Source organism: Sphingomonas chungangi (assembly GCF_013778325.1).
Lineage (GTDB): Bacteria > Pseudomonadota > Alphaproteobacteria > Sphingomonadales > Sphingomonadaceae > Solisphingomonas > Solisphingomonas chungangi.
This window is the reverse complement of record NZ_JACEIB010000001.1, coordinates 398,135-418,170: the sequence shown is the minus strand read 5'-3', so window position 1 is coordinate 418,170 and position 20,036 is coordinate 398,135. Positions and strand designations below refer to the sequence as shown.

The 20,036-nt window shown below is 68.6% G+C and carries 22 protein-coding genes; 10 read left to right on the top strand and 12 right to left on the bottom strand.

All coding sequences use genetic code 11. From position 1 onward, the window contains the following. Positions 1-2 precede the first annotated feature (2 nt). Both HZF05_RS02030 and HZF05_RS02025 read right to left on the bottom strand, forming a co-directional pair. The gene (locus HZF05_RS02030; RefSeq protein ID WP_160364949.1) at positions 3-473 is read right to left on the bottom strand and encodes a DUF2059 domain-containing protein; all 471 of its coding nucleotides are present in this window, start codon (positions 471-473) and stop codon (positions 3-5) included. 57 nt (positions 474-530) lie between these two features. Beyond that, positions 531-2,027 (bottom strand): hypothetical protein, encoded by a 1,497-nt coding sequence (locus HZF05_RS02025; RefSeq protein ID WP_160364948.1) that lies wholly within the window; start codon positions 2,025-2,027, stop codon positions 531-533. 59 nt (positions 2,028-2,086) lie between these two features. On the opposite strand from HZF05_RS02025, the gene HZF05_RS02020 reads away from it, so the two are divergent. Next, on the top strand, positions 2,087-2,257 hold the full coding sequence (locus HZF05_RS02020; RefSeq protein ID WP_160364947.1) for a DUF1289 domain-containing protein: 171 nt from the start codon (positions 2,087-2,089) through the stop codon (positions 2,255-2,257). On the opposite strand, the gene HZF05_RS02015 is transcribed toward HZF05_RS02020, so the two are convergent. The 3 genes from HZF05_RS02015 to HZF05_RS02005 form a co-directional block, all read right to left on the bottom strand. After that, positions 2,251-6,444, bottom strand: coding sequence for a translocation/assembly module TamB domain-containing protein (locus HZF05_RS02015; protein WP_160364946.1), 4,194 nt, complete (start codon positions 6,442-6,444; stop codon positions 2,251-2,253). The genes HZF05_RS02020 and HZF05_RS02015 overlap by 7 nt on opposite strands. Continuing rightward, the gene (locus tag HZF05_RS02010; protein ID WP_160364945.1) at positions 6,444-8,573 is read right to left on the bottom strand and encodes an autotransporter assembly complex protein TamA; all 2,130 of its coding nucleotides are present in this window, start codon (positions 8,571-8,573) and stop codon (positions 6,444-6,446) included. The genes HZF05_RS02015 and HZF05_RS02010 overlap by 1 nt, the downstream gene beginning before the upstream one ends. A 195-nt stretch (positions 8,574-8,768) precedes the next feature. Further along, positions 8,769-8,984, bottom strand: a complete 216-nt coding sequence (locus HZF05_RS02005) for a hypothetical protein (RefSeq protein WP_343046810.1) — start codon at positions 8,982-8,984, stop codon at positions 8,769-8,771. A 131-nt stretch (positions 8,985-9,115) separates the two neighbouring features. Between HZF05_RS02005 and HZF05_RS02000 the strand changes: the two genes are divergently transcribed. After that, positions 9,116-9,286 carry a hypothetical protein gene (locus HZF05_RS02000; protein ID WP_181638769.1) on the top strand — a complete coding sequence of 57 codons (171 nt, stop codon included), beginning with the start codon at positions 9,116-9,118 and terminating at the stop codon, positions 9,284-9,286. 9 nt (positions 9,287-9,295) lie between these two features. Here the strand turns inward: HZF05_RS02000 and HZF05_RS01995 are convergent, their stop codons facing one another. Then, a complete protein-coding gene (locus HZF05_RS01995) occupies positions 9,296-9,943 on the bottom strand; it encodes a S24 family peptidase (protein WP_160364944.1) in 648 nt (215 codons plus the stop codon). Positions 9,944-10,046: 103 nt separating this feature from the next. On the opposite strand from HZF05_RS01995, the gene HZF05_RS01990 reads away from it, so the two are divergent. Continuing rightward, positions 10,047-10,241: a hypothetical protein gene (locus HZF05_RS01990; protein ID WP_343046809.1), complete on the top strand. Its 195-nt coding sequence runs from the start codon at positions 10,047-10,049 to the stop codon at positions 10,239-10,241. Then, positions 10,238-10,588, top strand: a complete 351-nt coding sequence (locus tag HZF05_RS01985; protein WP_160364943.1) for a hypothetical protein — start codon at positions 10,238-10,240, stop codon at positions 10,586-10,588. Before HZF05_RS01990 ends, HZF05_RS01985 begins: the two co-directional genes overlap by 4 nt. On the opposite strand, the gene HZF05_RS01980 is transcribed toward HZF05_RS01985, so the two are convergent. The 3 genes from HZF05_RS01980 to HZF05_RS01970 all read right to left on the bottom strand — a co-directional run bounded on the left by HZF05_RS01980 (position 10,560) and on the right by HZF05_RS01970 (position 12,913). Then, positions 10,560-11,318, bottom strand: a complete 759-nt coding sequence (locus HZF05_RS01980; protein ID WP_160364942.1) for a hypothetical protein — start codon at positions 11,316-11,318, stop codon at positions 10,560-10,562. The genes HZF05_RS01985 and HZF05_RS01980 overlap by 29 nt on opposite strands. Beyond that, entirely contained in the window at positions 11,315-12,586 is a 1,272-nt protein-coding gene (locus HZF05_RS01975; RefSeq protein ID WP_160364941.1) for a TIGR04063 family PEP-CTERM/XrtA system glycosyltransferase, read from the bottom strand. The genes HZF05_RS01980 and HZF05_RS01975 overlap by 4 nt, the downstream gene beginning before the upstream one ends. A gap of 84 nt (positions 12,587-12,670) precedes the next feature. Then, entirely contained in the window at positions 12,671-12,913 is a 243-nt protein-coding gene (locus HZF05_RS01970) for a hypothetical protein (RefSeq protein ID WP_160364940.1), read from the bottom strand. 125 nt (positions 12,914-13,038) lie between these two features. Here HZF05_RS01970 and HZF05_RS22075 point away from each other — a divergent pair, with 125 nt between their 5' ends. From HZF05_RS22075 to HZF05_RS01960, 3 genes are read left to right on the top strand one after another with little or no spacing between them, the layout of a single operon-like run. Continuing rightward, on the top strand, positions 13,039-13,173 hold the full coding sequence (locus tag HZF05_RS22075; RefSeq protein WP_281367361.1) for a hypothetical protein: 135 nt from the start codon (positions 13,039-13,041) through the stop codon (positions 13,171-13,173). Next, complete coding sequence (locus HZF05_RS01965; RefSeq protein ID WP_160364939.1) at positions 13,166-14,518, top strand: putative O-glycosylation ligase, exosortase A system-associated; 1,353 nt, start codon at positions 13,166-13,168, stop codon at positions 14,516-14,518. Before HZF05_RS22075 ends, HZF05_RS01965 begins: the two co-directional genes overlap by 8 nt. Next, positions 14,515-15,660 carry an acyltransferase family protein gene (locus HZF05_RS01960; protein WP_160364938.1) on the top strand — a complete coding sequence of 382 codons (1,146 nt, stop codon included), beginning with the start codon at positions 14,515-14,517 and terminating at the stop codon, positions 15,658-15,660. Before HZF05_RS01965 ends, HZF05_RS01960 begins: the two co-directional genes overlap by 4 nt. Before the next feature lie 3 nt (positions 15,661-15,663). On the opposite strand, the gene HZF05_RS01955 is transcribed toward HZF05_RS01960, so the two are convergent. Then, positions 15,664-16,203, bottom strand: a complete 540-nt coding sequence (locus HZF05_RS01955) for a type 1 glutamine amidotransferase domain-containing protein (protein WP_160364937.1) — start codon at positions 16,201-16,203, stop codon at positions 15,664-15,666. 95 nt (positions 16,204-16,298) lie between these two features. On the opposite strand from HZF05_RS01955, the gene HZF05_RS01950 reads away from it, so the two are divergent. From HZF05_RS01950 to HZF05_RS01940, 3 genes are read left to right on the top strand one after another with little or no spacing between them, the layout of a single operon-like run. Beyond that, positions 16,299-17,312 (top strand): DNA topoisomerase IB, encoded by a 1,014-nt coding sequence (locus HZF05_RS01950; protein ID WP_160364936.1) that lies wholly within the window; start codon positions 16,299-16,301, stop codon positions 17,310-17,312. After that, positions 17,312-18,520, top strand: a complete 1,209-nt coding sequence (locus HZF05_RS01945) for a mechanosensitive ion channel family protein (RefSeq protein ID WP_160364935.1) — start codon at positions 17,312-17,314, stop codon at positions 18,518-18,520. The genes HZF05_RS01950 and HZF05_RS01945 overlap by 1 nt, the downstream gene beginning before the upstream one ends. Then, positions 18,517-18,798, top strand: a complete 282-nt coding sequence (locus HZF05_RS01940; RefSeq protein WP_160365235.1) for an HNH endonuclease — start codon at positions 18,517-18,519, stop codon at positions 18,796-18,798. Before HZF05_RS01945 ends, HZF05_RS01940 begins: the two co-directional genes overlap by 4 nt. A gap of 7 nt (positions 18,799-18,805) precedes the next feature. On the opposite strand, the gene HZF05_RS01935 is transcribed toward HZF05_RS01940, so the two are convergent. Both HZF05_RS01935 and dgcA read right to left on the bottom strand, forming a co-directional pair. After that, complete coding sequence (locus HZF05_RS01935) at positions 18,806-18,949, bottom strand: hypothetical protein (protein WP_160364934.1); 144 nt, start codon at positions 18,947-18,949, stop codon at positions 18,806-18,808. A gap of 84 nt (positions 18,950-19,033) precedes the next feature. Further along, the gene (gene dgcA, locus HZF05_RS01930) at positions 19,034-20,026 is read right to left on the bottom strand and encodes an N-acetyl-D-Glu racemase DgcA (protein WP_160364933.1); all 993 of its coding nucleotides are present in this window, start codon (positions 20,024-20,026) and stop codon (positions 19,034-19,036) included. Between the last annotated feature and the right edge of the window lie 10 nt (positions 20,027-20,036).

Here is a 20,036-nt window from a genome sequence, read left to right as displayed (position 1 = left end):
GATCAGTGCTCGGGGCAGGCTTTCTTCGCGCAAACCGAATCGATCATGCGCGCGAACGAGGCCTGTCCCTGCGCCCGGCCCCACGCCATCTTCTCCTGAACGATGGCCGGCGTCTTCGCGACCAGCGCCCTGCCGCCCGGCGAGGCATAGAATGCCAGCATTTCGTTCAGCTCGGCCGCGGTGAAGTCGGTCGCGTAAATCTTCACGTTTTCGGAGAAGAGTTGGTCCGCCTGCGTCTTCAATTCGGCCTGCACGGCGTCGGCAATGGCCGGCTGCCATGATTCGTCGACATCGGGAAAATGGGCCTTGAGGGCCTGGGTCAGCACATTCTGCATCTCCAACCCGCGATCGATCGCGGCGACGCGCGCGTCGTTGCCGGAAGCGATCAGGACCTTGCGGGCAAGGTCGATCTGCTCCGCGCCGGGTTCCGCCGCGTAGCCGGCGCCCGGAACCATGATCGCCAGCGCGACCATCGCGCAGGATGTCCAGATCTTCATTGTGACGCCTCCATTGGCCGATGCCGACCGAGCCTAAGAATTCGGCCGTGCGAGAATGATCGTGCCGTTCGCCGAGCCCGCCTGCCGATAGCCGGCGAGCGCACGCGCCACCGCGGGGTGGGTCGCGATCCAGCCCATCCAGTCCCGCCCCTGCACCAGCACAGCGTCCGGGCGGCCGTGCGCGATGTCCTCGACGAGCATGCGCTCGTCCATCGCAACGGCGGCGGCAAGCGCCGCGCGATCCCGCGAATCCGGTCGGCCGGAACGCAGGATGCCGGGCGCGTTGGCGCTGATCCAGAGGTTGTGCTGGCGCTGCACCCACACGCCATGCACCCAGCGCGTCACCGGATGGCCGACGGACAGGTCCCCGCCGATCATCGCGAGGCGAGGATGCGCAGGCACCTTCGCCTCGATGAGCGCTGCGAGTGGCGTGACATCCGGCACCGGCCGGAAGGCCAGCCAGGACAGGCTGGCAAGACCGATCCCCAGCAACGCCGCAATCCGCACGCCGGGCTTCGGCGCCATCCCCGCAAGTGCGATTCCCAATGTGAACAGCCCAAGCGCAAGGCCGGGATAGAAGTGATTGGCATAGCCCTTGGCCTGCACCAAAGCGGCGAGGGTGAAGCCCGCCGACGCGAGCAGCGGCAGCGCGAGCGGCGTGGTGGTCGCACGGCGGGGGGCGACAGCAAGCGTCATCACCCAGCACGCCACGGTGAGCAGGAAGCAGGGGTGCAGGAGCAACGTGCCCCATCCGATGCGCGAGGGCAGATAGGCGACACGCAGGATCGGCACCATCTCGGTGAAGAAGCGCGGATAGGCGAGCGCGGCGGCGGCTCCGTAGGCAATCACCACGCCCGCCGCGATCCAGGCCTCGACCCCGAACAGCGCCCGGATCGAGCGCCGGCGCCATGCGGCGAAGATCAGGGGTGGCGCCACGGCGAGGACGAAATGCGGCTTGACCGCCATCGCGATCCCGGCGCCGATACCCGCGAGGGTCGGAGCCAGGCGCCCGGTGTCGCGGTCCTCCATCCGGGCGGCGAACATCGCCAGCCACGGGAGCAGCAGCAGCGCCGCGACATGCTCGCGCTGTGCGAAGCTATAGCCCGGGAGCAGCAGGAAGCAGAAGGCCGCGAGGGCCACCGCAAACGGCATCGTGCGCAAGTCAGAGGCCCTGCTCGCTTCTCGGCGCCGGAACATGGACGCTCCGAACGCGATCACCCCCGCCCCAAGCGCGAACACCCAGATCGCCGTCACCAACTCCGGCGTCGCGCCGATCGCGCGAGCAAGCGCGGCGCCCGGAAGGTACAACCACACCGATGCCGGCGGGTTGGTCTCGATGATATCCACGTAGAGGCGCTGGCCGTCGAGCAGGTGGTCGCAGACCGTCAGCAGCCACGAGACGTCGCAATCGAGGAAGGTCGTTGCCTGCCGCCACACGGCCGCGAACGCGATCAGCAGCGCCGGCGCCCAGCGCAACACGGCGCGGGCGGGAGTGGCATCGGAAGCTGCTGGGATGGCGGCTGCGATCATGCCTGCGGCATGGCATGCGGGGCGTTAATTTATCGCCTTGCCGCTGCTAAGGGCAACTCATGATCCCCTCCCCCTGCACCAAGGTCTGCACGCTCGACGAGAGCACCGGCTGGTGCGGAGGCTGCGGCCGCTCTGCTCAGGAGATCGGTGACTGGCTCTATGCTTCCGATGCCGAGAAACGTGCGATCCTCGCCCGCCTGCCAGCGCGGCTGCGCCGTCTCGCTCAATAATCTTTCGAGATGCGGATGCTGGCGCTCTGCCGGTTGATCGTCGATATCGTCGAAAGCAGCGACAGCCAGCGCGTCACCTGGAATTCCAGGCGCGTCGCCGAATAGCCCTGCCCGTCGGTGACGAGCTCCACGTAGGTGCGCTTGCCGATATATTTGCCCGCCGCGATCGAGGTCTTCTGGCCCGTCGTGATGTCGGCCGGCTCGATCCGCAGCCGGTCCAGCCCCGCCACCTTGCGGATCGCGTTGATCGGATCGAGGCTGCCCTTGCCGCCGGTCCGCAGCCCGTTCACTGCCGCTGCTAACTGCAATGCTTCCGGCGCCGAGAGATTGGCGATCGAGGTGCCGAACAGCAAGCGGGAGAGCAACTCGTCCTCGGGCAGCGCCGGCGTCGAGGTGAAGCTGATTTCCGGCTTCAGGCCGGTGCCCGAAACCTGGATCGTGGCGCTGACGCTCTGCACGTCGGCGTGCGCGACGATGTCGAGTGCCGGGTCGATCGGAAGCCCTCCGCCGAAGCGGATGATGCCACGATCGAGATCGAAGCGGCGCCCGGCGAATTCGTAATTGCCGCGCAACAGATCGACGCGGCCCGCGATCACCGGATTGTCGACGAAGCCGCTGATCGCGAGCTTGCCGCGCCATTCGCTGTCCAGCCCCAACCCGCGCACGAACAGCTGGTTACGGGCGTCCGCCTTGATGTCGAGCGCCCACGGCACCGGGGGCGCCATCTCGTCCTCGTCAAAATCCTCGCGGTTCAGCTCCTTCACCGCGAGGTGCGGCACGCCCTGCTGTTGCGCCTTGCCGAAGCGGTAGGAAGAGCGATCGAGCTTCACGTCGCCCGCGATCGTGCCCCCCTGGCCGTTCGACCTGATGGTGAGCGGGCCGGTGACGGTCGCGCCGATATCGTCGCGCGCCAGCAGCACGGCGTGGTTGGCGTTGAGCGCGATATCCATGCCGAGGCCCTTTGCGCCGGCGAAATCGAAGCTGGCGCGGCCGGTGAGCGTGCCGTTGTCGCGGGTGGCGCCGGCGAACTGGTCGATGATCAGCTTGGAGCCGTCGAAGCGGCCGGTGGCGCGGATCTTTTCGATCACGGTGCCGATCGTGGCGCTCTCCAGCCGCGCCCCCTGCGTCACCAGAGATCCGCGGATCGAGGGATTGTGGAGCGTGCCGCCGATATCCGCGCCGATCGCGACCGGGCCGGAAAGGTCGATCGTCTCGACGCCGGAGAGCCGCCAGAGCGTGTCGGCCGGGCCATTGTAGCGCAACTGGGCGAAGAGTGGCGCGTTGAGCAGCCGATCGCCCAGCGTTGCACCCGTGCCGATCGGGGCGATGCGCGCCTGCGCGCGGCCGATCACCTGGCCGCCGCTGGTCGCGACGGCGCGGGCGGCGACCTTGCCGCCGTCCATCACCGCCGCCAGCCCCATGTCGACCGGCTTGGAGGAGAGGACGAGGCCAGCGCGGCTGAGGCCCCGCACGCGGAGGTCGGCGCGGCCGGTGGGCATCGCGCCGGGCGCGGCGACGGCGTAGTTCACGTGGCCCGTCGCCTGCCCCGAGAGGCCGAGGCCGGGCTTCAGCATGTCGAGTACCGAGAGCGGCAGCGCGTTGAGGCTCGCTTCGAAGCTGGTGCTGCCGGCGCCGAAGCGCCCGGCGACGGTGGCGTTGCCACCCTCGAACGAGAGGCTGGTCGGCGCCAGCACCCAGGCATCGCCGGCATGGCGCAGCACCGCCGCCGTGGCGAGCGCGACCGGGCGGCCGTCCACCTGCCCCTGCCCGCGCACGGTGTAGCTGTCCGGCGCGATCGTCGTGTCGGTCTGGAAGGCGAAGGCGCGGCCGCGCGAGCCGGAGAAGGCCGCGCGCAGATCGCCGATCCCGCCGACGAGCTTGGCATGCGCTGCGACGCGGGCGAGGAAGATAGCGTCGTGCCGCAGCCCCTGCGCGTTCACCGTCGCATCGACATGCGTGCCCGCCGGATCGAGCAGCAGATCGAGATCGAGCGTGCCCTTGCGGACGCCGGTGTCGAAATCGCCGGCGAGTTGCGCGCGATCGGCAGAGAGGTGGCCGACGATCCGCTGCTGCGTGCCGACCGGCGAGAAATCGAGCGTGCCGCCCAGCCCGCCGCCGCCCAGTGCGAGCTGACCGGTGAAGGCGCCGGTGTCGGCGCGCAGCTGACCCTTGGCGGTCGTCCCGCTGACGTTCAATGCATCGACGTGGATCACCGTCGTCCCGCCCGGCGGCGCATCGATCGTGCCGGCCAGCGTGAACGGCCCAAGCGTCGATCCGCCCGCCGCCTTCATCGCGAAGCCCTGCGGCACCGGATCGAGATCGAGCTTCACCTGATCGAGCCCCAGCGCCTCGAGCGGCCGGTCGAGCAGCAGCGCCACCTTGGGATGGTCGATCTGCCCGCCGAGACCGAGGCGGAACGTGCCGTAGGTCGCCTGCCGCCCCTGTCCCGTGAACTGGATCGTGCCGTCCTTCTGGCGGGTGCCGCTGCCGGTGATGGTGATGGCGGGCGCGGTCAGCTTGAGGCCCGAGAAATGGAGGATGCCGTCGGGCGTCCGCGTCAACTGCGTGTCGAGCTGGGGCAGGCCGCCGGCCAGTGTCCGCAAAAAGGCATTGTCGAACCGTCGCACCCACGCCCGCCCGCGCCCCGACACGATCGACTGCTTGAGATCGGCGGTGGGGGTGACCTTGAGCTCGGTCAGCACGTCGACGATGCCGAGGCCGGGAATCAGATAGCGCTGCAGGCCGCCCGACAGGTCCACCCAGAACTTGCCGCCGACCAGATCGACGAACAGGGCGACCTTGCCGTTGAGCTTGTCCGACCGGAGCGTCAGGCCATCGCCGGTCAGCACCTTGGGCGTGACGTGCAGCACGCCCTCGATCGACATGTTGGCGAGGATACCGCCCGCCACGTCGCCCACGCCGGTGACGCGCCTGGCGGTCAGCCTGATCGGCAGCGCGAGATCCTTGCCACCGACATGCCCGGCGCCCTCGGCGCGAACCTGCTCGAACCCGGTCTGGTCGAAGGCGAAGCGCGGCGACGTCGCCTCGTAGCGGAATCGTGCCGTCTTGAATGGGCCGTCCAGCTCGGCATGGATGCGGATGTCGTGCCCCGTCATGTTGGGGAACAAGGCCTGCGGCTGGAGCAGCAGCGCGTCCACCTTGAGCGGATCGTAGGCGCCGTGGGCGAGATCGATCGCCCCGCGCGCGATCACCGCCACCTGCGGCGAGGCGAGTTTGAGCGATCCGTCGAGGCGGCGATCCTCATAGCGCGCCTCGCCGGAGACCCGCACGGACGGCGCCGTCAGCCGCTGCGCCTTGCCGCCGGTGATCGAGCCGAGCGTCAGCCGCCCCGCGAGCCGGTAGCGGCCCTTGTCCTGCCGGAGCGCCAGATCGGCGATGCGATGGCCTTCCGCGACCCACAAGCCCCGGCCCTGCCAGCCGCTCCAATTGCCGTCGCCGTCGATCACCACGGCCATCGGCTTCTTCGATCCGAACAGGCCGGGCACCACCCCGCCCGCAGGCGAGGTCAGCCGCGCATCGACGTCGAACAGGTTCCTGTCCGGCTCGGTATCGAGCGCGAAGGTGACGCGGTCGCCCGCCGAGGAGGCCGCGCGCAGGCCGATCACGGCGCGACCGTTGCCGGTGTCCGCCTTGCCGACGATGCGGACGAGGCGGCGATCCTTTCCGGCGATGCCGGGCTCCAGCCGCAGCCGGATGTCGAGCGCGCCGATATGGATGCGGTAGCCGGGAATGATCGGCGCGCCGGGCCGGTTCGGGCGCAGCTTGGGCAGGCGTTTGAGGATAACGAGATCGGAGGACAGGCTGTCGACGTGCAGCCTGTTGGCGAGCCAGCGCGTCGGCCGCCAGTCAAGATCGACGATCGGCGCTTCCAGGAAGATGCCTTGCGGATCGGACAGGCGCAGGTCACGGATCTTCGCGTGGCGCCAGATCGATCCGTCGACGCGGCCGATATGGATGCGCAGGCCGCTCGACGGCTTCATCTCGCCGATCCGGTCGACGATGAAGCGGTGGCCGGCATCGGTGTCCACCCCGAAGCCGATCGCGGCGATCACGAACAGCAGCAGCCCCACGAACGCGCCCAGCATGCGCAGCGACCAGTGCATCCGCCTGCGCTTCGGCGGCGGCGGGGCCTCGAAGGTCTCCGGCGGGGTAGCCTCCTCCGCCATCAGAAAGCCTGCCCCAGCGAGACGTAGACGGCGACGCGGCTGTCCCCCGGCTCGCGGTTGATCGGGGTGCCGACGTCGACGCGGATCGGCCCGAAGCTGGTGTAATAGCGCACGCCGAGCCCGGTACCGTAGTGGAAGCCAGTGAATTTCGGCAGCGAGCGCGAATAGAGATTGCCGCCATCGAAGAAGGGCACCACGCCGAAATTGCCGAAGCGGATGCGCGCCTCCAGGCCGAATTCGGCGACGCTGGCGCCGCCGACCGGCTCGTTGTTGGGATCGCGCGGGCCGATCTTCTGGTAACCGAAGCCGCGCACCGATCCGCCGCCGCCCGAATAGAAGCGCCGCGTCGGCGCGATCGCGTCGGCGCTGGCCCCCTGGATCGATCCGAGCCGGATGCGCTCGGCGAACACGACGCGGCCGAGCGGCTGATAGGCCGATCCGTTGAGTTCCAGCCGGACATATTCGAACGATCGGCCCCGGAAGGAGATTTCCGGCGAGACGCGGGCGCCGAGGCGGAAGCCCTTCGTCGGGTTCAGCAGGTCGTCGGAGCCGTCATAGGAGAGGCTGAGCGGGATCGCGCCGACATAATAGGTCGCGCGGCGCGGCTCGCCGGTCGCCAGGATATCGTCGCGCTCGTCGGAAGCGACCAGCTCGACGCCGTAGCTGTAGGTCCATTTCTTCTGCCAGATGATGTTGGTCTGGCGCTCGATATTGGCGGCGAGATCCACCGTCTTCGCGGCGAAGGCGGACGTGTTCAGGTGATCGAGCGTCAGCTGCGCGACCAGCGCCTGATCGCGCGTGCGGAAATTGTTGCGGCGGAAGATCGCCGAGGCGAGCTGCTCCTGGGTGCCGAGCACCCCGCGCAAGGTCAGGCTGCCTTCGGGCGGGAACAGGTTGCGGTGCGTCCAGTCGACCTCCGCCGTGACGCCCTGCCCCGTGCCGTAGCCGACCGAGCTCACCGTTTCGGTGTTGAGATAACCGAGCTGCCCGGCCGTGATCCGCGATCCGGTAACGTAGCCGAGCGTCGCGCCGATCGTGCGCGGCGGCGCGCGTTCCAGATGCACGTCGAGATCGACCACCTGCGGATCGGCCGTCTTCACCGGCGTGATCTGCGCGACAGAGACCAGCCCGGTCTGGATCAGCGCACGGCGCAGATCCTCGATCCGCTCCGCATCGTAGGTGTCGCCCGGATGCAGGCGGGAGAGAAGCTGCACATGCTTCGGCCCGAAGACATATTTGGTGCCCGAGATGTGGAAGGCGCCGAAGCGCATGCGCTGGCCGGGATCGACGGTAACGGTCATCCCCGCCTCGTGCGTGGCATGATCGACCGTGATGTCGGGATCGGCGACGGTGGCGAAGGGATAGCCCTTGTCGCCGAGCGCCGTCTTCAGCGCGGCGATGCCGGCATTCACCTTGTCGGCGCTGACGGCATCGCCCTTGCGCACCCCGAAGGCGCGGACCAGCGCGACGCTGTCCTCGCCCGTGCCGGCGAGGCCGTTCAGCGACAGGCTGGTGAAGCGATAGGGTGGCCCCGCATCCACCGCCAGCGTGACGGCGAGCTTGGTGTCGCCGCTGGTGGTGAGCTCCGGCCCGGCGAGGTTGCCGACGCGCGCATCGACCTCGGCATCGTAATAGCCGTAGGCGCGCAGCAGGTCGGCGAGCAGCCCGGCATCCTCGCGCGCCCGGCGATCGATCTGGGCGACGTTGGCGGGCTTGCTCGCCGCCTGCTGGAGCGAGGAGAGCGCGTCGAAGCGGGCGCGGATCTCGCCCGCATCGGACAGGCTCTGCAGCCCGTCGATGGTGAGCGCGTAGCGGCGCTCGCCGGTCGCCTCGGTGGTCTGGGCGACCTTGGCCTGCTTCTTGTCCTTCGACTGCGCGAGATCGGGCGGCGGCGGAGCGAGCAGCGGCAGCTCGCCCGGTGCGGTAGGGAGCTGGCCGAGCGGCGCGTCGGGCTGGGCGAGATCCGGCCAGTCGACGCCCAGATCGGGCATCGCCGCCATCGGCGAATTGGGATCGAGGGCCTGAGACGGGGCTGCGGCATCCTGCCCGCGGGCCGCGACGGGACAGGCGAGGAGGACGATCGCGGCACAGGCGCTGGAGGCGCGGGTCCGCGAGGCGGCAGGCAACATGGCCGGACCCTAGCGTGGGCGAGACTCGGACGCTAGCGCGGATGATCTTTTGGAAGTGCCGCACCGGCCCGCTCCCCCACCCGGCCTCCCATTCAGGATACGCTGTGGGAGGCCGGGTGGGCGCGGTCGAGCCACGCGCCTCGCCCGCGCGGGCCGGTCCCGCGAGAATGCGCTCTGCCGCGCATTCTCAAAAGATCAGTGCAACGTCCCTCTTGCCTCCGGGTCGCCGAGCAGCAGGATGACGCGGCCGACCCTGCACCAGCGGGTGTAGTGGATGTGATTGCCGAGATCGCGGCTGCGCTCGGCGCGCGCGGCGGCTTCGGCAAGGGCGGCCTCACCCCAGCCTTCGATCAGTTCCTCGGCGCCATCATAGGCATCGCGATCGATCACGAACTGCATTGTCTCGAGCACGCCACCTCCACGCCTGGACCGGCATTGCTCCTAGCCCCGCCACGTTAAGGGCGGCGGGAGGGAAAGGGTAAACATGGCGGGTACCATGACGGGCTGGCGCGGGCGCGCGGGGCGTGGCAGAGGCTGGCACCATGGCCAACCGTTCCGGACCGCAGGCAGGCGGCTTCATCATCGCCGTCGCCATCCTGGCCGGCACCATCATCGGCGGACTGAAGGGCCAGCCGAGCATCGGGCTGCTCGCCGGCCTGGGGCTGGGTGTCGTGGTGTCCGTGGCGATCTGGCTGCGGGATCGGGCGCGCTAGGGCGAACAGCTACAGCCGCCGTCCCGCCCACAGCACGCGGCCGATCACCGCCCAGCCGTTCGACAGATCGACCGGCCCGGCATCCGGATTGTCGCTCCTCACCGCGAAGCCGCCATCCTCGCGCACCAGTCGCTTGACCATCAGCACGCCATCGACCTGCAGCACGTAGATGCCCTCGCGCAACGGCTCGCGGTCCACCTCGTCGACAAGGATCTCGTCGCCGTCGGCAAGGGTCGGCACCATCGAATCGCCGCGTACGCCGATGACCGACAGGCCCTCGTGCCCGCCCCGCGCGCGCAAGCGTCTGAGCCATGCTTCCGAGAAGCCCAGCCCCGCCGCCGATCGCCGATCGTCGCCCACCGCGCCCGGCCCCGCCGACGCCGCCGTATCGAGCACCGGTACATTCATCAGTTTGGGCGCAGCCGACGCGCGCACCGCATCGGCGCCCAGCCAGGTTTCCGGCACGCCGAAATAACGCGCCAGCCGCTCGCGATCGCGCTCGGCGAGGCGACGCGGCGATCCGCGCCTGATGAACTGCTGCACATAGGCCGGATTGCGCCCGATGAGCCGCGAGAGCGAGGCGCAATCCTCCCCCCGCTCGCGGATCAACCGATCGAGCACCGCGCGCGGATCGCCGTGGGAGCCGCCTTCGACCATGATCCATCCATATCGATAGGAAATTTCCTAGACAAGTAGGATTTCAAGAACAAGATAAGAACAAATGAAGCGCAGCCGAGTCCCGGAGGAGGCCGGATTTTCCATGCAGCCCATGCACTTGCTCTCGCGAATCCAGCGCCATCTGCGGCGCACGGGCACCAGCCCGACGGCGTTCGGGCGCCGGGTGCTCGGCGATCCGCGCTTCGTCCACGATCTGCGCAATGGCCGCGAGCCGCGCATCGCCACCGAGCGGCGCATCCACGCCTGGCTCGACGCCTATGAGGAGACTGCCCGATGAGCCGCCTGCCCGCCAACCGCACCCGCGACGCGCTGATCGCCGCGCTGGAGCCCCATGCCGGCCCCTTTACGGTCGTCGCGGCGACGAGCCGGGACTGGGCGAGCGGCCTGTTCGATGGCGCGCGCCACCGCATCGCGCTCCGGCTGGAAGGGGACGATCGCACCGCACGTGCCTGGCACCTCGCGGAGCGGCTTTCCGATGCGGACCTGCCCGTCCCACACGGCTTCGTCGCCGACGTTCAGGTGACGGGGCGGCTCGACGGGGAGACGGTGATCGTCGGGCTGGAAGCGCTGACGATCGACGATGCGGACGAGCCGGTCAGTCGCGCCGCTCGGCGAGCCGGTTGAGCTCGGCCAGCGCATCGCGCAGCGCGGGCGTCGGATCGCGCGGCGGCATTGAGGCACGGCGCTCCAGCCCGGAAGACAGGCGTTCCATCATCGCGCTGATGCTGGCCTTGCCCGAGGGCTGCTCGGCCGGTGCCGCCTCGACGGGCCAGGCGAGCTTGGGTTCTTCGGCGTGAACCTCGACCGTTTCCGGCCCGGCGGCGACAGGCTCGGCCGCCTCTACCGCCTTCGCGGCGGCCTCCTCCGGCACCTCGACATAATCGGCATCGGGGATCGAGGTTTCGGGCCACCATTGATCGTCGGCCGGCACCTCCGCCTCGACCGCCGGCGTGCCGACTTCCATGAACGGCTCGCCGAGATCGCGGCTGGCGATGATCGGCGGGCGCGGCGGCGCATCGGGGTGCGCGTCGGCGCGGCGGAAGCGGGCGAAGCGCTCGGCCGGCATGCCGGAGGGGCGATCCTCCTCGGGAATGTCGGCGAGGGGATCGGTCGGCGCGGGCGCCGCCTTCACCGGCTTGCGCATCGCGACATAGCCCGCACCGCCCGCCACCGCCGCCAGCACCGCCGCGACGATCGCACGGCCGGCCGTGCCCATGTCGCCGGCCACCGGCACCTGGCTGAACAGCTGCGCCGGCGCGCTCAGAGCCACGAAACCCGCCGAGGCGCCCAGCGCCACGGAAAGCGGCGTCTCGAAGCGCCAACGGTCGATCGTGCGGAGGATCTGCGTCGTCATGGCAATGCGTCCACTCGTGTCCCTCGGGGTTCCGCCGGTGCTTTTATAGCGGAAACCACGCTTTTTCGTGCCACTCTTTGGTAAACAGGAAGATAACGCTTGGCGTTGGACGCCCAGTCGCGCTCCTCCTCGACGAAGCGGCGGCCGGCTTCGCGGCGCGCGTCCCAGCTATCGGAGGCGGCGAACAGCCCGGCCAGCGACGCGGCGATCGCGGCCGGATCGTCGGGCGCGAAGAGCGTGCCGGTCTCGCCGTCGCGGATCAGCTCGCGGTGGCCGCCGATGTCGGATGCGGCGACGAGGCGGCGTTGCGCCATCGCCTCCAAAGGCTTCAGCGGCGTGACGAGATCGGTCAGCCGCATCTTCTTGCGCGGATAGCAGAGGATATCGATCAGGCTGTAATAAAGCTCCACCTCGCTATGCGGCACGCGGCCGACGAAGTGGATGCGATCGGCCATCGGCGAGGCCTCGGCCTGCGCTTTCAGCGCGTCGGCGCGCGGGCCGCCGCCGACCAGAAGCAAATGGGCTTCCGGCCGCGCCGCGACCAGAGCCGGCATCGCCGCGATGAGATCGTCGATGCCCTCATAATCGTAGAAGGAGCCGATGAAGCCGACCACCTCGGCGCCATCCAGCCCCAGCTTGGCCCGCAGCGCCTCGTCGGGCGGCGGCGGATCGCCGAACAGGCCGAGATCGACGCCGTTGGGCGACACCATGATCTTGTCCGCCGGAACGCCGCGCACGATCAGGTCGCCGCGCAGCCCTTCGCAGATCACCGCCACCGCGTCGGCGCGGTTGACCGCCCAGGTCTCCAGCGCCTTGGTCGCGCGATACCGCAGCGATCCCTCGGTGCCGGTGCCGTTGCCGACCGCGGCATCCTCCCAGAAGGCACGGATCTCATAGACCAGCGGCAGGCCGAGCGTCTTCGCCGCCGATCGCGCGGCGAGCGCGGTCAGCACCGGCGAATGGGCATGAAGCACGTCGGGCCGGAATTCCTCCGCCGCCTGCAGGATCGCGCGGGTAAAGGCGCGCACCTCACGGATTTCGGAGAACACCGGCTTGCCGACCGGCGCGTCGCCGCCCCGGAAGAATCGCAACCCGTCATGCGTTTCCCACGCGCCCGCGCTCGCCTCGGCCTGCCGGACGTGCCGCGCGCCGGTGACGCCCGCCACTTCCAGCCCCAGCGCCGCCTGCGCCTTCAGGATCGCGCGCGTGCGGAAGGCATAGCCGCTGTGCAGAGGCAGCGAATGATCGAGGATGTGGAGAATCCGCATCGTGAGTCCCAGCTGTCCCGATGTGGGACTTCAGGATTTTCCATGCCACGGCAACGCTTAACGCCGCGTTATGCGCGACACCGCTCAGCGCCGGACGGGCACCTCGCCAACCTTCTGGCCGAGCCGGTTATACTGCATCTTCGTGCCCGCCGGCACCGTCCCCGTCAGCGGCGGCGGCTTCCAGCCGATGATCGGCACGTAGGTTTCGGTGATCGGGTCATAGGCCATGCCGGGGCGCTCCTTGCCCGGCATCGCGACGGGCGGCGCCTGCGGGATGAGTGAGGGCGCCTGGATGCTCAGCAGCAGGGCGATGATCGGTCCGGCCATGGGTCCATGATATCGCGATTGCGCGCAAAGGGCCATGCGCGTCAAAAGGTTTAACGTCACATCAACCGGAGCGCGCTAGTCCCGCTCCGGTACAGGTTGCGGGATCGGGCAGGGACGGCAGGGCGATGATCGACACATTCGCGCTCGCGCTCGCCCATGGCCTGCTGGCACTGACCGCCTGGCGGCTCTTCAAGCGCAAGGATCTCGATCAGGACGGCGGCGAGACGAAGGCCGCGTGGGGGCAGCGGCCCGATGCATGATCTCGCCCTCCTGGGATTCATCGGCGCGCTGATCATGCTCGGCCTGCGCAAGCCCTTCATCTTCGTGCTGGGCTACACCTACATCGACATCGTGTCGCCGCAGCGGCTGTCTTACTATCTGCTCAATTCCATCCCGGTCTCGCTGATCTTCTTCGCGCTGGCGCTCGGCGGCTTCCTGGCGGTGGACGACAAGAAGGGCACGCGCCTCGCCGGGCGGCAGGTGATCATGATCCTGCTGCTGCTGTGGTGCGCCTTCACCACCTTCACCGCCGACTTCCCACTTCCCGCCGCCGAAAAGTGGGCGTGGGTGTGGAAGGCGCTGGTCTTCGCGATCTTCCTGCCCTTCACGCTGCGCACCCGGCTGCGCATCGAGGGTCTGCTGCTGTTCATGGTGCTTTCGGCCTCGTCGATCATCGTGACGGGCGGCATGAAGACGATGATCGGCGGCGGCGGCTATGGCACGCTCAACCTCGGCCTGTCCGACAATAGCGGTCTCTACGAGGGATCGACCATCTCGACGGTGGCAATCGCGATCATCCCGACCATCCTGTTCCTGGCGAGATACGGCACCGTCTTCCCGCGCGACTGGAAGGTCCGGCTCTATTCGATCGCCCTGGTGTTCGCCTGCCTGCTGATCCCGATCGGCACGGTGACGCGCACCGGCCTGATCTGCATCGGCCTCGTCGCGCTGATGGGCCTGCGCGATTCGAAGCGGCGGCTGCTCTATATCGCGGGCATGGGCGTGGCGCTGATGGTGGCGATCCCCTTCCTGCCGGCGAGCTACACCCAGCGGATGCACACCATCCAGGGCTATCAGGCCGACGAATCCGCCTCGACCCGCGTCGCGGTGTGGGGCTGGACGTGGAACTACGTGCAGAGCCACCCGGCGGGTGGCGGCTTCAACGCCTATCTCGGCAACCACATCAAGATCGAACTGAAGGACGCGCGCGGCCAGCCGATCAACAACCAGGTCGAATATGACAAGGCGCGCGCCTTCCACTCCGCCTATTTCGAGATGCTGGGCGAGCAGGGCTTTCCGGGCTTCCTGCTGTGGGCGGCACTCCACCTGAGCAGCCTATTCCGGCTGGAGATGCTGCGGCGGCGCTTCCGCAGATCGACCGACCCAGACGAGGAGTGGATCGCCCCGCTGGCGACGGCGCTCCAGCACGGCCACATCATCTATCTGGTCGGATCGCTGTTCATCGGCATCGCCTTCCAGCCCTTCGTTTACATGATGATCGCGAGCGAGATCGGGCTGGACAGCTACGTGAAGCGCACCCGCCCGCTGAAGGCGAAGCCGCCGATGGGGCAGACCGTCGCGCAGATGCAGGCGGTCCCGGCGTGAACCGGCCGGAACTGCGACCGCTCACCTCGATCCGGGGTTTCTTCGCCTGGGCGGTGGTGCTGTACCATGTGCGGCTCGCCTGCCTCGGCTGGATGCCGCTGCCGGTCGTCCATGTCCTCGCCAAGGGCTATCTGGCGGTGGACGTGTTCTTCCTGCTCTCGGGCTTCGTGATCTGGCTGAACTATGGCGAGCGGCTGCGCGGACGGCGGGCGGCGGCGGACTTCCTCGTCCGCCGGATCGCGCGGATCTGGCCGCTGCACGCGGCAATGCTGCTGTTCGCGCTGGCGCTGGCCGGGCTACTGCTGGCGACGGGGCGGCTGGCGTGGAACTTCCCCTTCGCCGAGCTGCCGCTGCACGTGCTGATGATCCAGAACTGGGGCTTCACGCCACGGCTCAGCTGGAACAACCCGGCCTGGTCGATCAGCTGCGAATGGGCCGCCTATCTGCTGTTGCCGCTGGCGGTGTGGCTGGTGCCTGCCAAGCGTCTGCCGACATGGATGCTGACGATTGCCGCGCTGGTGCCGCTGCTGCTGCTGTTCGCGCTGCTCCGCACCACCGGCGATCCGAGCCTCGGGCAGGACATCGTCCGCTTCGGCCTCCCTCGCTGCCTCGCCGAATTCGCCTGCGGCGCGATGCTGTGCGCGCTGTGGAAGCGCTGGCGCGGCGACCCGCGCGCCGAGATCGGCTGCGCGATCGCCGGCGTGACCGCGCTTGCCGCATGGGCGATGGGCGCACCCGAGATACTGGTCTTCCCCTTGGCCTCCGCCACCCTGTTGCTCGCCCTGGCGTTGGGCGCCGAGCGCGCGCGGCATCCGCTGTCGGGCCGCGCGATCCACTGGCTGGGCGAGATCAGCTACGCGACCTACCTCTCGCACTTCCTGCTGTTCTTCGCGGTGAAGCTCGTGCTGGTGAAGGACGAGCATGATGCAGAGCCGTGGGTGATTGCGCTGTATCTGGCGCTGGTGCTGGCGGCCTCGGCTGCGCTCTATCACGGAATCGAGCGGCCCGCGCAACGCCGGATGCTGAGACGGTGGACGCAAAAACCCGTTCGGGCTGAGCCTGCCGAAGCCCTGCCCTTCTCCCCTCATCGAGGGAAGAAGGAAGGGCAGCCCTTCGACAAGCTCAGGGCGAACGGAGGGTAGATATCAGACGCCCTCGATCGATCGGATCAGCGCCTCGGTGAACGCCGGAATGTCGTCCGGCTTGCGGCTGGTGATGAGCCGGCCGTCGACCTGCACCTCCTTGTCCACCACCTCGGCGCCGGCATTGCGCAGATCGGTGCGGATCGAAGGCCAGCTCGTCACGGTGCGGCCGTCGATCACGTCCGCCTCGGCCAGCAGCCACGGCCCGTGGCAGATCGCCGCCACCGGCTTGTCGGCGGCGAAGAAGGCGCGGACGATCGCCAGCGCCTCCTCCTCCATCCGCATCGTGTCGGGATTGGCGACCCCACCCGGGATGAGCAGTGCGTCATAATCGTCGGCGTTGACCGCGCCGAGCGTCAGGTCGGGCGTGATCGTCTCGCCATCCTTGTCATGAACCTTGCCCTGGATCGGATCGGTGCCGATCGAGGCGAGCGTCACCTCGGCACCGGCATCGATCAGGCTGGCGCGCGGCTTGAACAATTCGCTATTCTCGAAGCCGTCGGTCGCGAGGATGAGCACCTTCGATTTGTCGATCATCGGCATAAGTCTCTCCGCTGGCTGGATTTCCCTGCCTCAACGGACGGGGCTCGTCTCCCGTTCCGGAACGGAAGCGCGCCCGATCGCGTTGGCCGGGCATCATGGCGAACCCGAAACTCACCTATGTCGACGACGATCTTCCCGGCATCACCCGCCGCAAGTCCGGCCACGGCTGGGCCTATTGCGACGCGCACGGCACGCGGATCACCGATCGCGACGAGATCGACCGCCTCAATGCGGTCGGCATGCCGCCGGCCTATCGCGACTGCTGGTTCTGCCCCTCGCCGGACGGCCACATCCAGGCGATCGGATATGACGACAAGGGGCGGAAGCAATATCGCTACCACCCCGATTTCCGCGCCCGGCAGGAGGCGGAAAAATATGCCGGATGCGCCGATTTCGGCCGGATGCTGCCGCTGATCCGGCGGCAGGTGGAAAGCGATCTCGCATTGCGCAAGCTCGACAAGCGCACCGCCGTCGCCGCCGTGGTGCGGCTGCTCGATCTCGGCCATGTCCGCGTCGGCAACGAGAATTACGCCAAGGAAAACGGCTCGTTCGGCGCGACGACGCTGCGCACCCGCCACGCCGCGATCCGGGGCGCCAAGCTGAAGCTCTGCTACAAGGGCAAGTCCGGCAAGATGCAGCAGCTGACGGTGGAGGACCGCCGCCTCTCGACCATCGTCAAGCGCTGTCAGGATCTGCCCGGCCAGCAGCTGTTCCAGTATCTTGACGACGAGGGCGGTCGCCACGCCGTCACGTCGTCCGACGTCAACGACTATATCCGCGAGGCGACCGGCGGCGAGTTCACCGCCAAGCATTTCCGCACCTGGGCGGCGAGCGTGATCGCCTACCGCGCGATCGTGGAGGCGGGTGCCGACGGCATCGGCATCAAGGCGATGCTGGAGCCGGTGGCGGCCGCGCTCGGCAACACGCCCGCGATCAGCCGAAAGAGCTACGTCCACCCGGCACTGTGCGATCTCGCCAAGGCCGGCGGCCTCAAGGGCGAGGCGCCGGTCAAGCTGCCGCGCGCGACCCGTTGGCTCGATCCGGCCGAGCGCGGGCTGATCGCCTTCCTCGACGCATTGAACGCGAAACCAAAGCGAAAGGCAGCGTAATGGCCAACGCCAAGGTCACCGTCCCCGATCACGTCTTCACGCCCCCGCAGGATCTGGCCGGGCAAGGCCACATGCTCGTCAGCGAGACGGTGTCGTGGCTGCAGGCCAATTCGCTGCGCATCGTCATCGCGCTGGCGGTCGGCGCGGTGGTCGTCGCGGCGCTGATGGCGCTCAAGCAGGTCGCGCAGCGGTTGTGTCGTGAGGATGACGCGCTGGTCAGTTGGCGGACCATCCTCGGCCGGATGGCCGCCAAGACGAGCTTCTGGTTCCTCGTCATCATCGCCGCGCGGCTTGTCGACGGCTATGCCGACACGCCGCCGTTGCTCGACAAGACGATCGGCTTCCTCTTCACCATCGGCCTCACCTTCCAGGCGGCGGTGTGGGTGCGCGAGCTGGCGCTGGGCTTCATCGAGCATCGCGCCGGCGTCACCGATCAGGATCATTCCACGCTCGGTTCGGCGATGGGAATCATCCGCTTCCTCGTCACCTTCACGCTCTTCGCGATCGCGCTGGTGCTGGTGCTGGGCAATCTCGGCGTCAACGTGACCGGCCTGGTGGCGGGCCTCGGCGTCGGCGGCATCGCCATCGGCCTGGCGGCGCAGGGCATCTTCAAGGATCTTTTCGCGGCGCTGGCGATCATCTTCGATCATCCCTTCCGCAAGGGCGACAGCATCAAGTGGAACAACATTTCCGGCACGGTCGAGCGGATCGGCCTGAAGACCACGCGAATCCGCGCCGTCACCGGCGAGCAGGTGATCGTCGGCAATGCCGATCTGCTGGAGAAGGAAGTCTACAACCTCCAGCGGCTCAACCGCCGCCGCATGATCCTCGTCGTCGGCGTGACCTATTACACCAGCGAAGATGTGTGCGACCACATCCCGGATATCCTGCGCAAGATCGTGGCGAGCGTCGACAAATGCACCACGGTGCGCGTCGGGATGACCGGCTTTGGCGATTCGAGCCTCGATTTCGAGCTGCAGTTCGACGTCGCCTCGCAGGTCTATAACGAGGTGTTCGACGCGCGATCGAAGGTCTGCCTCGGCATCCTGCGGACGTTCAACAAAATGGGCATCGAGTTCGCCTTCCCGACACAGGTGAACATCACCGCGGATCAGGCCGGGCGCGGCATCATGCCCTTCCCCGAGCTCGACCATGCCGACGCACCGCCGAGCGACGACCAGCGCGCCGCCGACGAGATGGCGCCCTGAGCGACGCGGCGGAGGCCTGCGCGCTGTGCGGCCGTCCGCTCGGCCGGCGGGCGGAACGTCACCACGTCGTCCCGAAGAGCCAGGGCGGGCGCGAAACCGTGCCGCTCCACCCGATCTGCCATCGCGCCATCCACGCGGCGGCCGGCAACAAGGAGTTGGCGCGGATATACCCGACGCTCGACGCGTTGCGCGCGCATCCCGAGATCGCCGCCTTCCTGCGCTGGATCGCGGGAAAGCCGCCGGATTTCCACGCGCCGACTCGTCGCCCGCGGCGCTGACGAGCGATCAGCTGCTCATCGACAGCAAGGCCGCGAGCGCGCAAGCCCCGAACACGGCGCCGACGAGCACGAAGGACAGGATCGTGATACGCCGCTCGCGGACCTTCGAGCGGTAAGCCTGCGGATAATGGTTCCGCGATGTACTGGCCATGGACATCCCCCCGGATGTGCCGCCCTAACGGCGTCGGAGCTGGTCGTACCGGAAATTCGTTACGGGTAAAGGTCCGTCGAAAACTTATCCCCAGAGCGTCGCCGGGGCATTGATCATCCGTCCGCGCTCGTAGCGGAAACCATCCGGCCGATCGCGCGCCAGCAGCAGCGGACCATCGAGATCGACCCATTCCGCCCCCTGCGCGGCAAGGAAGGCGGGCGCCACGCCCAGCGAGGTGGAAAGCATGCAGCCGACCATCTGCTTCATTCCCGCCGCCCGCGCGTCCCGGCACAGCGCGAGCGCCTCGGTCAGCCCACCCGCCTTGTCGAGCTTCACGTTGACCGCCTGGTAACGTCCGATGCAGCGTTCCAGATCGGCGCGGTCCTGGCAGCTTTCGTCGGCGCAGAGCGGGATCGGCGAGACCAGCCCGTCGAGCAGGTGATCCTCGCCCGCCTTGACCGGCTGCTCGATCAGCTCGACTCCGTAGGGCATCAGCGCCTCCGCCTCGGCGACGATGTCGCGGCCGGTCCACGCCTCGTTGGCGTCGACCACCAGCCGCGCCTCGGGCGCGCCGCGCCGCACCGCGGCCACGCGATCGACGTCGCCCTCGCCCGCCAGCTTGAGCTTGAGCAGAGAGTATTTGCCCGCTGTGGCCTTCGCGTCCGCCTCCATCCTGTCCGGATCGCCGAGCGAGATGGTGAAAGCGGTGACGACCGGCTTGGGCTCCTCCAGCTGCGCCAGCCGCCAGACGGGAATACCGCAACGCTTGGCGTCGAGCTCCCACAAGGCGCAGTCGATCGCGTTGCGCGCAGCGCCGCGCGGCATCAGCGTCAGCAGGTCGGTGCGGCTGACCCCGTCGGCGATCGCGCCGGTCATGTCTAGGATCTGGTCGCGCACGCTCTCGGCGGTCTCACCGTGATAATAGATGGCGGTCGCCTCGCCGCGCCCCCGCCATTCCCCTTCCGCTACGGTGGCAACGACGACGTCGACCTCGGTCTTGGCGCCGCGCGAGATGACGAAGGCGCCCGCGGTCGGCCAGCGCTCGATTCGCGCGGCGAGGCGCACGGGTACGGACATCAGGAGTCTC

Coding starts and splice junctions, on each gene's coding strand:
- HZF05_RS01995 (WP_160364944.1), bottom strand. CDS start 9,943: ATGGTCGAAGGCGGCTCCCACGGCGATCCGCGCGCGGTGCTCGATCGG.
- HZF05_RS02000 (WP_181638769.1), top strand. CDS start 9,116: ATGGCCAACCGTTCCGGACCGCAGGCAGGCGGCTTCATCATCGCCGTC.
- HZF05_RS02020 (WP_160364947.1), top strand. CDS start 2,087: ATGATCCCCTCCCCCTGCACCAAGGTCTGCACGCTCGACGAGAGCACC.
- HZF05_RS01950 (WP_160364936.1), top strand. CDS start 16,299: ATGGCGAACCCGAAACTCACCTATGTCGACGACGATCTTCCCGGCATC.
- HZF05_RS01965 (WP_160364939.1), top strand. CDS start 13,166: ATGCATGATCTCGCCCTCCTGGGATTCATCGGCGCGCTGATCATGCTC.
- dgcA (WP_160364933.1), bottom strand. CDS start 20,026: ATGTCCGTACCCGTGCGCCTCGCCGCGCGAATCGAGCGCTGGCCGACC.
- HZF05_RS02010 (WP_160364945.1), bottom strand. CDS start 8,573: ATGTTGCCTGCCGCCTCGCGGACCCGCGCCTCCAGCGCCTGTGCCGCG.
- HZF05_RS01985 (WP_160364943.1), top strand. CDS start 10,238: ATGAGCCGCCTGCCCGCCAACCGCACCCGCGACGCGCTGATCGCCGCG.
- HZF05_RS22075 (WP_281367361.1), top strand. CDS start 13,039: ATGATCGACACATTCGCGCTCGCGCTCGCCCATGGCCTGCTGGCACTG.
- HZF05_RS01980 (WP_160364942.1), bottom strand. CDS start 11,318: ATGACGACGCAGATCCTCCGCACGATCGACCGTTGGCGCTTCGAGACG.
- HZF05_RS02030 (WP_160364949.1), bottom strand. CDS start 473: ATGGTCGCGCTGGCGATCATGGTTCCGGGCGCCGGCTACGCGGCGGAA.
- HZF05_RS02015 (WP_160364946.1), bottom strand. CDS start 6,444: ATGGCGGAGGAGGCTACCCCGCCGGAGACCTTCGAGGCCCCGCCGCCG.
- HZF05_RS01955 (WP_160364937.1), bottom strand. CDS start 16,203: ATGCCGATGATCGACAAATCGAAGGTGCTCATCCTCGCGACCGACGGC.
- HZF05_RS01975 (WP_160364941.1), bottom strand. CDS start 12,586: ATGCGGATTCTCCACATCCTCGATCATTCGCTGCCTCTGCACAGCGGC.
- HZF05_RS01935 (WP_160364934.1), bottom strand. CDS start 18,949: ATGGCCAGTACATCGCGGAACCATTATCCGCAGGCTTACCGCTCGAAG.
- HZF05_RS01990 (WP_343046809.1), top strand. CDS start 10,047: ATGCAGCCCATGCACTTGCTCTCGCGAATCCAGCGCCATCTGCGGCGC.
- HZF05_RS02025 (WP_160364948.1), bottom strand. CDS start 2,027: ATGATCGCAGCCGCCATCCCAGCAGCTTCCGATGCCACTCCCGCCCGC.
- HZF05_RS01970 (WP_160364940.1), bottom strand. CDS start 12,913: ATGGCCGGACCGATCATCGCCCTGCTGCTGAGCATCCAGGCGCCCTCA.
- HZF05_RS01945 (WP_160364935.1), top strand. CDS start 17,312: ATGGCCAACGCCAAGGTCACCGTCCCCGATCACGTCTTCACGCCCCCG.